Here is a 12,467-nt window from a genome sequence, read left to right on the forward strand (position 1 = left end):
GCGACGCGGTGCGGGGTGGCCAGGTTGCCCTGCTCGACCTCGCGGGCGGTGGTGAACCAGTAGCGGCCCAGTGCCGCTCCCTGGCCGAGTCCGCCGCGGGAACTGAGGATGCCGGTGCGCAGCACGGACGGCACGAAGGCTCCGAGGGCGCGCGCGGTGACGGCGGCCTGACGGACGCGGTTTTCGAGGGACACGCTCAATGCTCCTTATGGATCGGGTACACCCACCCTAGTTTCCACACCCTAAACAACTCCACCGGCCCCCGCTGTCGTCGTGTTTTTTCCATCACCGGGCGCTAAAGTGACACGCATGCCACACCTCTCCCTTGCGTCCCTTGCGACTCTCACGTCCCTGGCGAACCAGCGTCTCCGTGTGATTCTGGTCTCGCTGCTCATGCTCACCGGTGTTGTCGCCGCCGCCCCCGACGCCGACGCTCAGCAGCGCAACCTCGTCGTCTTCGGTGACTCGATCATCGCGGACACCCCGACCCCGGAGTACCTGGTCAACCGTCTGGGATCGCTCAGCTCGAACTCCTCGCTGAGCTCGGCGTCGTCGGAAAGCTCCGGCAGCAGCTTCCAGCAGTGCCCGACCTCCGCCAACAACTACGGCATCCGCGCCGGGCACAAGCTCGGCCTGCCCGCCTGGGACTACTCCTGCGCCGGCACGACCTCCATCTCCCCGGGCCCGCAGTTCTCCACGCAGGTGGACCGCGCCCTGCAGGCCGGTGCGCTGACGCCCGCGACCGCCCGTGTCATCATCACCACCGGCTTCAACGACACCTACAACAACGGCAACCAGAGCGAGCAGCAGATCCGCGCCCGCTACGTCGACGCCATGCGCCCGCAGATCCAGCGCATCCGCAACGCTGCCCCCAACGCCCGCATCCAGATCGTCGGCTACGCCACCATCACCGACCACGACCACGTGTGCCTGGTGCATCTCGGCGCCAACATCCACGACCGCACCTACGCCCCGCAGGTCGGCTACTGGGAGCGGCTCTCGCAGGACATGCAGCGTGACCTCGCCAACGCGACCGGCACGCAGTTCCTCGACATGAAGCCCTCCACCCGGGACCGCGGCATGTGCGCCCCGGACCACCTGCGCGGCTGGTCCGGCCTCCTGGACTTCCACGCCGGCCCCGGCAACATGCCGATCCACATGACGGACCGGGGTCACGAGCACGTCGCCAACGTGATCGCCGCCTCCTAGACCGCAGGGCGTTAGAGTGGGCGCATGCACACTCTCGTCACCGGCGGCGCCGGTTTCATCGGCTCGCACCTGGTTGACCTGCTCCTCGCTGAGGGGCATGAGGTCGTCGTGGTGGACAACCTCTCCCACGGCCGGTTGGAGAACCTGGAGCAGGCGCAGCGCAGCGGCCGCCTGACCGTGGTGGAGGCGGACCTGCTGGAGGTGGACTTCGACGCGCTCGTCGAGAAGCACCGCCCGGAGGTCATCTTCCACCTGGCGGCGCAGATCGACGTGCGTCACTCCGTCGCCGACCCCCTGCACGACGCGGAGACCAACATCCTCGCCACCATCCGGCTCGCCGAGGCCGCCCGGAAGCACGGTGTGCGCAAGATCGTCCACACCTCCTCCGGCGGATCCATCTACGGCACCCCCGACACTTTCCCCGTCGGCGAGGACACCCCCGTCGACCCCCACTCGCCCTATGCGGCCAGCAAGTACGCCGGCGAGGTGTACCTCAACACCTTCCGCCACCTCTACGGCCTCGACTGCTCACACATCGCCCCCGCCAACGTCTACGGCCCGCGCCAGGACCCGCACGGCGAGGCCGGCGTGGTGGCCATCTTCGCCCAGCGTCTGCTGGCCGGTGAACCGACCCGCGTGTTCGGCGACGGCGGCAACACCCGCGACTACGTCTTCGTCGGGGATGTCGTGCGCGCCTTCTACCTGGCGTCCGGCGACCGGGGCTCCGGGATGCGCTTCAACATCGGCACCTCGGTGGAGACCTCCGACCGTCAGCTGCACTCCTACGTCGCCGAGGCCGCCGGCGCCCCCGACAACCCGGAGTACGCGCCCGCCCGCCTGGGCGATGTGCCGCGTTCCGCGCTGTCCTTCGACCGGGCCCGCGAGGTCCTCGGCTGGGAGCCACTGACCCCGATCAGGGACGGCGTGGCACAGACCGTCGGGTACTTCCGAACAGCCGCCACCCGCTGAGCACGGTCCCGGCCAGGGACACCCAGAACCAGAACCACACGTCGCTGACCGCGGCGGTGGTGCGCTGGGCCCACGCCTGCACCTCGAACTGGGCGTCGAGGCTGAGCAGGGTGGGCAGGTTCGCCGTGCCGTGCGAGGCGATGAACAGCCAGCCGATCGCGATGAACAGCCCACCGGACACCAGCGCCCACACGGTGGTCTTCACCGGCCCGATCTTCAGTTCCCGGGGCCGCAGCCAGGCCCGGTTGCCCAGGTCGAGGCGGTCCCACAGCAGCGCCAGCAGGAACAGCGGCAGCGCCATGCCGAGGGCGTACATGCCCATGATGAGCCCGCCGTAGAGCGCCGAACCCGACACCGCGGCGGTGGTGAGCACCGCGCCGAGCAGCGGCCCGGCGCAGAATCCGGCGAAACCGTAGACCGCGCCGAGCAGGAACACCTGCGTCAGTCCGGTGCCACGGGCACCGCCGCTGAAACCGGGGATGCGGAAACCGCCGCCGACCGCGGTGAACACACCCAACGCGATGATGATCCAGCCGCCGACGAGGATGAGCGTCTCCCGGTGCTCGGTGAGCAGCGCACCGATCGTGCCCGCCCCGGCACCCACCGGCACCAGCACCACGGCGAGTCCGGCGAGGAAGACGAGGGTGCGCCCCACGAGGGCACTTATCGACGAGAACGCGTACGCGAAGAACGCCGGCAGCAGCAGCGCCGAGCAGGGGCTGACGAGGGCGAGGACGCCGGCGACCAGGGCGCCGAAGAGTCCGACTGTGGTCATCTAGATCGCCTGCCCGAGGAGGAAGCCGCCGAGTCCGGCGGTGAGTGCCGAGAAGCCGATGAACACCCAGAACAGCAGAGGAGGCCAGTGGTCACCCGTCACGGAAGTGCCGGCACCTCCACGTCACCGCGGGCCACCTTGGCCAGTTCCTCGGTGATGACCTGCTGGAACACCTCCGTCGGCTGGGCGCCGGAGACGTAGCTCTCGCCGATGAAGAAGCTCGGGGTGCCGTTGACGCCGATGGAGGCGCCGTAGTTCCGGGCGGCGGCGACGGACTCGTCGAAGGTGCCGTCGGTGGCGTCGGCGCGGAAACGCTCGAGGTCCGGGACCCCGGCCTCCTCGGCGTAGCGGACGAAGTCCTCGATGGTGTTGTTCGCGTGGCCCTGGATGTCCTTCGTGCCGGTGTACAGCGCGTGCTTGTACTCGCGGAACTTGCCCTGCGCGGCGGCGGCACGGCCGGCCTTCGCGGCGTCCTCGGCCATGGGGCCGTTGACGGGCAGGTCGTTCCACTCCAGACGGACCAGACCCTTGTCGACGTACTCCTGGAGGATCACCGGCTCCGTGGTGTTGGCGAAGCGGGAGCAGAAGGGGCACTCGAAGTCGGAGAACTCGGAGATGACCACCGGGGCGTCGAGCGCGCCGACGGCGAAGGGGTCGTCCGCGTCACGGCGGTGCACCTTGAGGACGTCATCCGGGGAGGTGATCTCCTCACCGGGGCCGTGGATGGTGGCGTCGAAACGGCCGTCGGGGCCGGGGGTCGGTCCCTCGTCACGGGTGCCCGGGGTGACCTCTGCCGCCAGGCGGGCCAGCTCGGCGGCGTCGGGGGCCGGGGTCGCGGGGGCGGCAGCTCCCGGTCCCTCCGGTGCGGCGGTCGGCTCCGGGGCGGTCAGGCGTCCCGCGAGGAATCCGATAACCAGTGCCATCGCGACGATGAGGGCGCCGAGCACCCACGCGAGCGTGGGGATCTTCGTCTGGGGGGCGTCAGGGGCGGTGGACAAGGGTTATTTCTCCTGGGTGGGGGCGTCGATGAGCGAATCGGGGAGGACGGGGGACTGGAGCGCGACGGCGCGCGCGAGGCGGGCGTAGCGCAGCTCCTGCTCGCGGAAGCGGATCCACGTGGACGTGGTGGTGAACAGGAAGGCGATCACCAGGACGTAGAGCAGGAGGTCGGTGCCGCGGTCGACGCCGATCCAGTTGGCGATGACGGTGAGGTCATCGGGACGCAGCACCGCCCACACCGCCGCGATGATGAACACGAGGAAGCCGAGCTTCACTCCCGCCTTCGCGCGTGCCTTGCGGCGGTTGGTGATGAAGTAGAACGCCAGCACGAGGGTGGCGGCCAGCAGCAGGAACTGCACCATGGTCGCGATCATCTAGAGCCTCCTGGCCAGCAGTCCGTCGGCGAGGATGTTCACGCCGTTGATGAGCGACTGGCCCTTGCTCATCGAGTACTCGGTGTAGAGGATGTCGACCGGCTCCTCCGCGACGCGCCAGCCCTTCTGGTCGATCATGCTGACCAGCTCGGAGGCGTGCGACATGCCGTTCATGCGGATGTTCATCTCGTCCGCGACCTTCCTGTTGAACACACGCAGACCGTTGTGCGCGTCCGACAGACCCAGTCGGCGGGTGGTCGGGGAGAGGAACACCACGGTCTGCAGCACGACCCGTTTGATCCAGGGGACCTGGTCGTCCTCGGCGCGGGGGCGGCCGAAACGGGTGCCCACGATGATGTCCACCGGCTCCTCCCGGAGGCGGCCGACCATGCGGACGACGTCCTTGACCTGGTGCTGGCCGTCGGCGTCGAAGGTGACGAAGTACTTCGCGCCGGGCTGGGCGCGGGCGTACTCCACGCCGGTCTGGATGCCGGCGCCCTGTCCGAGGTTGACCGGGTGGTTGACCAGGTGGGCACCGCCCGCGTGGATGCGGGCGGCGGAGTCGTCGGAGGACCCGTCATTGACGGCGACGATGTTGGGGAAGGTCTCGCGGGCGTTCTCGATGACCTCCTGGATCACGGGCCCCTCATTGAAGCAGGGGATGATCAGCCAGGTGTCCCGGAAGTCGTGGTGGACGGGGCGGGGGGAATCCATAATGCCCATCATGCTAACCCGAACGATCGGTCAACGGTGGAACAGCCTGGAGTAGGCGGCCGTGAGCAGACCCGTCGGCAGCAGACGGTAGGCGGTACGCACCACGAGGTTGACCCAGGAACGGGGGCGCGACACCAGCCCGTAGGCGACGAGGTTGCGCTGCATCTGCCGCTCCGCCGCGAACATGCCCCGGCCCGTGCGTCGCTCGAACTGGGCGGGGGAGGTGCGGAAGTACGTCAGGGGTTCCGGCAGGTTGTGGAAGCGCGCCCCCGTGCTCAGCAGGCGGGCGTAGAGGTCGTAGTCCTCCATGTGGTGGACGTCGCGGTAGCCGCCGGCACGCTCCACCGCCTCCCGACGCACCATCACCGACGGGTTGTTCACCGGCGAGTTGATCTTCGCGTACGCCGCGATCTTCTCATGGGTCTCCGGCAGGGAGCGCACGGCGACGACCTCGGAGGGGTCCACGTGGAACTCCGCGACCGCGGTGCCCAGGACGTCGGTGTCCGGGTGTGTCTCGAACCACGCGAGCTGGCGTGCGAACCGCTCCGGTGCGGCGATGTCGTCGGCGTCGAGCCGTCCGACAAGTTCCGCGTCGATGGTCGCCATGCCCGCCGCCGACGCCGGTCCCGCGCCCTGGTTGCGGGCCAGGACCACGGTGCGTGCCTCGGCATGCTTCTCGACGAACGCGTCGATCACCGCCCGCAGCTCCGCGCCGACGGGCCCGTCCTCGACGATGACGATCTCCTCCGCCGGCCGGGTCTGCGTAGCCAGGGAATCCAGGGCGGCGGACAGTTCCTCCGGGACGATGCGGTGGTAGACGGTGATGAGGGCGGCGAGCGTCGGCATGAGGTCAGATCCTAGTCGCAGGAGGTGGCGGGCTCCCGTCCGTTAGTGTCGGCGGTATGTCCCGGCATGAGAACGACTCTGTCCCCCGGCGGACGATCCGGTTCTTCGCGGACTGGGGAGCCGACTCCCCGCTGTGGGAGAACGGGACCGACAATTACCTGATGTACCCCGAGGACCTCGGTCTGTCCGGGGAGCTGGCCACACGGCTGTACGGCTGGGCTGAGTTCTGGTGCTCCCACCACCAGTGGGAGACCGGGTGGGACGCCCCGGCCTCGGAGGAGTGGTCGCGGAAGGAGGGGGGACGAGCTGGTCGCGTGGTTGCGCCGGGAGGTCGCCTCCTTCGCGGACGTCAGCGACGAACGCTAACCCTCCCGCGCCGCCGCCAGCAGGTACTCCCCGTACCCGGACTTGAGCAACGGCTGCGCGAGGGCCTCGAGGGTGGCGGAGTCGATGAAACCCTCCCGGTGGGCGGCGACCTCGGGGGAGCCGATGATGGTTCCGGTGCGTTTCTGGATGACCTCGACGTAGGAGCTGGCCTCGCTCATCGAGTCGAAGGTGCCGGTGTCCAGCCACACGTCACCGCGCTGCAGACGCTGGACCTGCAGCTGCCCGGCCTGCAGGTAGGCGTCGTTGACGGCGGTGATCTCCAGTTCGCCGCGCTCGCTCGGGGTGATCCCCTTCGCGATCTCCACGACGCGGTTGTCGTAGAAGTACAGGCCCACGACGGCGTAGTTCGACTTCGGTACAGCGGGTTTCTCCTCGATGGACAGCGCCCGGCCGTCGGCGGAGAACTCCACCACGCCGTAGCGCTCCGGGTCGGAGACCTCGTAGGCGAACACGGTGCCTCCCGACGGGTTCCGGCAGTCCGCGAGGGTGGTGGAGAAGTGGTAGCCGTCGAAGATGTTGTCGCCGAGGGCGAGCGCCACGTCGTCGTCGCCGATGAAGTCCTCGCCGATGAGGAAGGCCTGTGCCAGGCCGTCGGGGGAGGGCTGGTGGGCGTAGTCGATCATGAGCCCCCACTGGGAGCCGTCGCCGAGGAGACGTCGGAAAGCGGGCGAGTCCTCCGGCGTCGTGATGACGAGGATCTCCCGGATCCCCGCCTGGATGAGCGTGGACAGCGGGTAGTAGATCATCGGCTTGTCGTAGATCGGCATGAGCTGCTTGCTGATGCCCTTGGTGATCGGATACAGCCTGGTCCCGGATCCGCCGGCGAGGATGATGCCCTTCATAGGAGATACAGTGCCAGACCGACGCGCCAGTTCTGCGGCACGAAACCGGTCGCCTCGATCTTCGCGGTGTCCAGGGTGCTTATCGACGGCCGCCGGGCATGCGCCTTCCCGTCGAAGTACTGCGCCGTGCTCACCGGCGTCACCATGTCCGGGTCGTGGTGCAGGCCGGTGTAGACGGCCATGGCGAGTTCATCGAAACCGACCTCGTCGCCGCCGCCGGTGAGGTGGTAGATCCCGTACTCCGGCTCCACCTCCAGCAGGTGGGCGATGCCGCGGGCCAGTTCGGAGGCGAAGGTGGGCCGTCCCTTCTGGTCGTGGACCACCTGCGGGCGGATGTCGCGTTCCGCCAGGTCACGCATGGTGTCGACGAAGTTCCGGCCCTCGCCGACGACCCAACTGCTGCGCACGATGTAGTGGCGCGGGGCGGTGGACGCCGCCATCTCTCCGGCGGCCTTCGAGGCGCCGTAGACGTTGAGCGGGGCGATCGCGTCGTCCTCACGGTAGGGGCGGTCGGTGACGCCGTCGAAGACGTAGTCGGTGGACAGCTGCACCAGGGTGAGGTTGTTCTCCGCGGCGATGCGGGCCAGTTGCGCGGGCCCCCGGGCGTTGACGTGCCAGGCGGTGGCGGCGTCCGTCTCGGCCTGATCGACGGCGGTGTAGGCGGCGCAGTTGATGATGGCACGGTACTGCCGCCACGGGCGCTCCGGTGGGGCGGTGACGTCGAAGTCGGCGTGGGGGAGGAACTCGGCGTCGGGAAGCACCTTCCGCAGGGCCCTGCCCACCTGGCCGTTCGCGCCGGTGACCAGGATCTTCCGGGGCGGCACCGGCTGCAGTTCAGTGCCCAGCGCCGCGTCCTTCTCCGAGAGGTTGACCGGTTCGAGCGGCCAGTCGATGAGCGTGTGGGAGACGTTGACGTACTGCGCGTCCGCCGACCAGTGGTCGTTGACCAGGTAGAGGTAGGTCGTGCCGTCTTCAAGCACCTGGTAGCCGTTGGCCACCCCGCGCGGGACGAACACGGCGGTGCCGGGGCCGATCTCCACGGTGTGGGTCTCACCGTAGGTGGGGGAGCCCTCCCGCAGGTCCACCCATCCGCCCTGTACCCTGCCGGTGCCCACGGTGACCAGCTTGTCCCAGGGCTCGGCGTGCAGTCCGCGGGTGGTGCCCGCCGTGGCGTTGTGGACGACATTCGACTGGACGGGGCGGAAGTCCGGCAGTCCCTCCCGCGTCATCCGGGTGCGCTGCCACGCCTCCTTGAACCAGCCGCGCGCGTCCTCGTGGACCGCCAGATCCAGAACCTGCAATCCCTCGATCATCTACTGACCCCTCTCCGCGTAGGCCGCCTCGACCTGCTCCTTCGCCGGCCGCCACCAGTCCTCGTTGTCCCGGTACCAGGCGATCGTCTGCTCCAGCCCGGCGCGCATGCCGGTGTCGGTGTCGGTGTACTCCGGGGCCCAGCCGAGTTCGGTGCGCAGCTTGGTGGAGTCCATGGCGTAGCGCTGGTCGTGGCCGGGGCGGTCGGCGACGTGCTCGTAGCCGGGGGCGTCCATGAGTTCGCAGATGAGCTCGATGACCGCCCTGTTGTTCACGTGGTCGTTGTCGGCGCCGATGTTGTAGGTCTCGCCGAGGCGGCCGCGCTCCAGGATGAGGTGCACGGCGGCGTTGTGGTCGTCGACGTGGATCCAGTCGCGCACCTGCTCGCCCGTGCCGTAGAGCTTCGGGGTCTGGCCGGCCAGGATGTTGGTGATCTGCCGGGGGATGAACTTCTCGATGTGCTGGTACGGTCCGTAGTTGTTCGAGCAGTTGGAGATCGTCGCCGCGATGCCGAAGCTGCGCACCCAGGCGCGCACCAGGTGGTCCGAACCGGCCTTCGTCGCCGAGTACGGCGAGCTGGGCTCATAGGGGGTGGTCTCGGTGAAGCGCGCCGGGTCGTCGAGGCCCAGGTCGCCGAACACCTCGTCGGTGGAGATGTGGTGCAGGCGGTTCCCGTGGCGGCGGACCGCCTCGAGGATCGTGTACGTGCCCACCAGATTCGTGTCGACGAACGGCCGCGGGTCCCGCAGCGAGTTGTCGTTGTGGCTCTCGGCGGCGAAGTGGACGGTGACGTCGGCGCGGGACACGGCGGCGTCGACAAGCTGTGCATCGCAGATGTCGCCCTCGAGGAACTCGACGTCCGTGCCTGCGAGGTTGGCGCGGTTGCCGGCGTAGGTCAGCTTGTCCAGGACGATGACGTGATCATCGGGGTACCTCTCCCGGGTCATGTGCACGAAATTCGAGCCGATGAACCCGGCTCCCCCGGTGATCAGCAGTGTCCTCATGTCTGACCACTATAGAGCGCTCCCGCCGGCGCCGAGCTGACGAATAGCAGTTCACCGCCCTGGCCTGCTCTAACCGTTGACAGTCCCCTGATGTGTGACTACTCTCACGAATTGCGGTTCGTTGAACTGGCGGGCCCGACACAGACTTCAGGAGGCAGCATGACCACGACACCGATCAGCAGGGCCGCCGTCATCGGCGCCGGATCCATGGGCTCCGGGATCGCCGCCCACCTCGCCAACGCAGGGCTCGACGTCCTGCTTCTCGACGTTCCCGGGCCCCCAGGCGACCGCGACGCCCCCGCCCGCGCCGGCGTGGAGAGACAGCTGCAGCGCCGCGGCTTCATGCTCCCGGAGTTCGCCGGGCGCATCACGGTGGGCAACATCGAGGACGACATGGCGGCCATCGGCGACGCAGAGTGGATCATCGAGGTCGTCTTCGAGGACCGGGACGTCAAGGCGCAGACCTACCGGGCCATCGCCCGCCACCGGAACCCCGCGGCGCTGGTGTCCTCGAACACCTCCACCATCCCGCTGGCGGAGCTGACCGCCGGCATGGACGAGGAGATGCTCCCCTTCTTCGCCGTCACCCACTTCTTCAACCCGCCCCGCATCATGCGCCTGCTCGAGCTGGTCGCCGGGCCGGACACCGCCGCAGAGACGGAGGCGCAGCTGCGTCACATCTGCGAGGTGCAGCTGGGCAAGGTGGTCATCGACTGCCGGGACACCCCGGGGTTCATCGCCAACCGCATCGGCACCTTCTGGATGGCGGCCGGCGCGATGACCGCCCTGCGCACCGGGGTCAACCCCGAGCTGGCCGACGCCGTGTTCTCCCGCCCCTTCGGCGTCCCCCGCACCGGCGTCTTCGGGCTCTTCGACTACATCGGCCTGCAGCTGCTCGACCCGATCTGGGGAGGCCTGCTGCAGGATCTGCCTGACACCGATGCTTTCCGACGCGTCGACGTCACCGCCGAGCCCGTGTTCCGGGAGCTCGTCGACGCCGGCTGCCACGCCGGAGTCGGCTTCTACGACCGCGACGGGCAGGTCTACAGCGGGGGCTCCTACGTTCCGCGGCGCGAGGTGGACGACCCTGCAGCCCGGGCCCGCACCGCCCGCGAGGTTCTGGACACCGACTCCCCGGGCGGGGGGTACGGCCGTGCCGTCTTCCTGGAGACGCTGCGCTACTGCTGCGAGACCGCCCCGGAGATCGCCGACACCGTCGACCAGATCGACGCGGCCATGCGCCTGGGCTACGGCTGGAGGAAGGGCCCCTTCCAGCTCGCCGACGACATCGGACTCGAGCACCTGATCTCCCTGTACGCGGACGCCGGCGGGGACGCGCCGGACCTGCTGGTGGCCGCCGCCCGCGCCGGGGGCTTTTACCCGCACGACGGTGCCGTGCTCAGCTCCCACGGCGAGGTGACGGCCCCCCGGGAACGGGAGGGCGTGCTCACCCCCGCGCAGATCATCGCGGACGCCCGGCTCCTGCTGGACAACGGCGACGCCACCCTGCACCTGCGCGGCGACGGGATCGCGGTGCTCACCCTGCACACCCCCGCCAGCTCCTGTTCTTCCGGAGTGTTCGCGGCGGTCCGCGAGCTCGCCGGGCTGCCGGATGCGCGGGCCGGCGTCATCGTCAGCCCGCTGGAGGGGATCTTCTCCGCCGGCGCGGACCTGTCGGGACTGGCGGAGGCCTCCACCTCGGGTGACCTCGCGCGGGTCAACGAGGTGCTGGCGGAAGGGGCGGACGCCTTCGCACAGCTGCGGGCCGCCCCCTTCCCCGTCGTCGCCGCGGTCCGGGGTACGGCCCTGGGAGGTGGGCTGGAGTTCGTGCAGCATTGCGACGCCGCCGTCATCGAGGCCGAGGCCCGCCTGGGCTTCCCGGAGCGCCACGTCGGCCTGTTCCCCGGCTTCGGCGGCACCGTGCGCACCCTGGAGCGGATGACGCTCAACGGTGTCGACGACCCCGTGCGCAGCGCCTTCGACCTCATCCTCTCCGCCCGCCCCACGGCCGGGGCCCACGAGGCCGCCGCCCGCGGACTCCTGCTCGCCGACGACCACGTCATCATGTCCGCCGACCACGTCATCGCGGAGGCCCTGGCCCTCGCGCACCGTCTGGCGGAGGGGTACGAGCCGCCGCGCTCCGCGCCCCTGACGCTGCACCCCGCGGATGCGGAGCCGCTGGCCTGGGAGGACGGCACCGAGACCGACCGGGTCATCGCCCGCACCCTGGCCGAGCTCTACACCGGCACCACCGTCACCCCGGAGGAACTCGGCGAGCGCGAGGTGGAGCTGGCATCCCGGCTGCTCATCCGCCCGGAGAACGCGCAGCGCGTCGAGCACATGCGCCGCACCCGCCGCCCGCTGGGCAACTGAGAATGACGGAAGGCCTCCCGCTCCGGCGGGAGGCCTTCCGTCTGCTCCGGGTCAGCGGAAGGCACTGACGCCGGTGATCGACTTGCCGACGATGAGTGACTGCATGCTGTCGGTCCCCTCGTAGGTGTGGATCGCCTCGAGGTCGAGCATGTGGCGGATGACGTGGTTCTCCAGGAGGATGCCGGAGCCGCCGAGCATGTCCCGGGCGTCCGCCGCCACCGCCCGGGCCGCACGGGTGTTGTGCACCTTCGCCAGGGAGGCCTGGTCGGGGCGCAGGTCACCCTGTGCGGACAGGTCTGCCAGGCGGCGGCAGTACAGGGACATCGACACGATCTTCATCAGCATGTCCGCCAGGCGCTGCTGGATGAGCTGGAAGCCGGCCAGGGGGCGCTGGAACTGGACACGGTTCTGCGCGTGCTCCAGGGCTGCCTCGTAGCAGGCGATGGCGTGGCCGAGGGCCATCCAGGCCACTCCCGAACGGGTGCCGGTGAGGATCCCGGCGGCGGTCCGGAACGACGTCGCGCCGGGCAGGCGGCGGCTGTCGGGGACGCGGACGTCGGTGAGCGTGATCAGCGCCTGGGGGATGGCGCGCAGCACGGCCTTCCCCTCCATGGTCTCGGCGTGGTAGCCGGGGGCGGACTGGTCGACGAGGAAGGCGCCGACC

At 69.5% G+C, this 12,467-nt stretch carries 12 protein-coding genes and 1 pseudogene; 3 read left to right on the forward strand and 10 right to left on the reverse strand.

Features of this window, described 5'->3' with window-relative positions; all coding sequences use genetic code 11:
• Nucleotides 1-194 (reverse strand): annotated as a pseudogene (locus GXZ33_RS03705) (acyl-CoA synthetase); the annotation flags it as partial.
• 178 nt (nucleotides 195-372) lie between these two features.
• Here GXZ33_RS03705 and GXZ33_RS03710 point away from each other — a divergent pair.
• Complete coding sequence (locus GXZ33_RS03710; protein WP_291339493.1) at nucleotides 373-1,209, forward strand: GDSL-type esterase/lipase family protein; 837 nt, start codon at nucleotides 373-375, stop codon at nucleotides 1,207-1,209.
• A 24-nt stretch (nucleotides 1,210-1,233) separates the two neighbouring features.
• Nucleotides 1,234-2,178, forward strand: coding sequence for an NAD-dependent epimerase/dehydratase family protein (locus GXZ33_RS03715; RefSeq protein WP_291339494.1), 945 nt, complete (start codon nucleotides 1,234-1,236; stop codon nucleotides 2,176-2,178).
• Here GXZ33_RS03715 and GXZ33_RS03720 read toward each other — a convergent pair.
• The 8 genes from GXZ33_RS03720 to rfbB form a co-directional block, all read right to left on the reverse strand.
• Nucleotides 2,123-2,953, reverse strand: a complete 831-nt coding sequence (locus GXZ33_RS03720; protein ID WP_291339495.1) for a cytochrome c biogenesis CcdA family protein — start codon at nucleotides 2,951-2,953, stop codon at nucleotides 2,123-2,125. The genes GXZ33_RS03715 and GXZ33_RS03720 overlap by 56 nt on opposite strands.
• Nucleotides 2,954-3,051: 98 nt before the next feature.
• Nucleotides 3,052-3,951, reverse strand: a complete 900-nt coding sequence (locus GXZ33_RS03725) for a thioredoxin domain-containing protein (RefSeq protein WP_291339496.1) — start codon at nucleotides 3,949-3,951, stop codon at nucleotides 3,052-3,054.
• A 3-nt stretch (nucleotides 3,952-3,954) separates the two neighbouring features.
• Nucleotides 3,955-4,326: a DUF2304 domain-containing protein gene (locus GXZ33_RS03730; RefSeq protein ID WP_245631355.1), complete on the reverse strand. Its 372-nt coding sequence runs from the start codon at nucleotides 4,324-4,326 to the stop codon at nucleotides 3,955-3,957.
• Complete coding sequence (locus GXZ33_RS03735) at nucleotides 4,327-5,040, reverse strand: glycosyltransferase family 2 protein (protein ID WP_291339497.1); 714 nt, start codon at nucleotides 5,038-5,040, stop codon at nucleotides 4,327-4,329.
• Between the two features lie 30 nt (nucleotides 5,041-5,070).
• Nucleotides 5,071-5,886: a glycosyltransferase gene (locus GXZ33_RS03740; protein ID WP_291339498.1), complete on the reverse strand. Its 816-nt coding sequence runs from the start codon at nucleotides 5,884-5,886 to the stop codon at nucleotides 5,071-5,073.
• Nucleotides 5,887-6,248: 362 nt separating this feature from the next.
• A complete protein-coding gene (rfbA, locus tag GXZ33_RS03745; RefSeq protein ID WP_291339499.1) occupies nucleotides 6,249-7,115 on the reverse strand; it encodes a glucose-1-phosphate thymidylyltransferase RfbA in 867 nt (288 codons plus the stop codon).
• On the reverse strand, nucleotides 7,112-8,428 hold the full coding sequence (gene rfbD, locus GXZ33_RS03750) for a dTDP-4-dehydrorhamnose reductase (protein ID WP_291339500.1): 1,317 nt from the start codon (nucleotides 8,426-8,428) through the stop codon (nucleotides 7,112-7,114). The genes rfbA and rfbD overlap by 4 nt, the downstream gene beginning before the upstream one ends.
• A complete protein-coding gene (rfbB, locus tag GXZ33_RS03755; protein WP_291339501.1) occupies nucleotides 8,429-9,430 on the reverse strand; it encodes a dTDP-glucose 4,6-dehydratase in 1,002 nt (333 codons plus the stop codon).
• Between the two features lie 159 nt (nucleotides 9,431-9,589).
• On the opposite strand from rfbB, the gene GXZ33_RS03760 reads away from it, so the two are divergent.
• Nucleotides 9,590-11,803 carry a 3-hydroxyacyl-CoA dehydrogenase/enoyl-CoA hydratase family protein gene (locus GXZ33_RS03760; protein ID WP_291339502.1) on the forward strand — a complete coding sequence of 738 codons (2,214 nt, stop codon included), beginning with the start codon at nucleotides 9,590-9,592 and terminating at the stop codon, nucleotides 11,801-11,803.
• A gap of 51 nt (nucleotides 11,804-11,854) precedes the next feature.
• On the opposite strand, the gene GXZ33_RS03765 is transcribed toward GXZ33_RS03760, so the two are convergent.
• A partial coding sequence (locus GXZ33_RS03765) for an acyl-CoA dehydrogenase family protein (RefSeq protein ID WP_291339503.1) occupies nucleotides 11,855-12,467 on the reverse strand: 613 nt, incomplete at its 5' end.

It is taken from the genome of Corynebacterium sp., from assembly GCF_012838985.1.
GTDB lineage: Bacteria > Actinomycetota > Actinomycetes > Mycobacteriales > Mycobacteriaceae > Corynebacterium.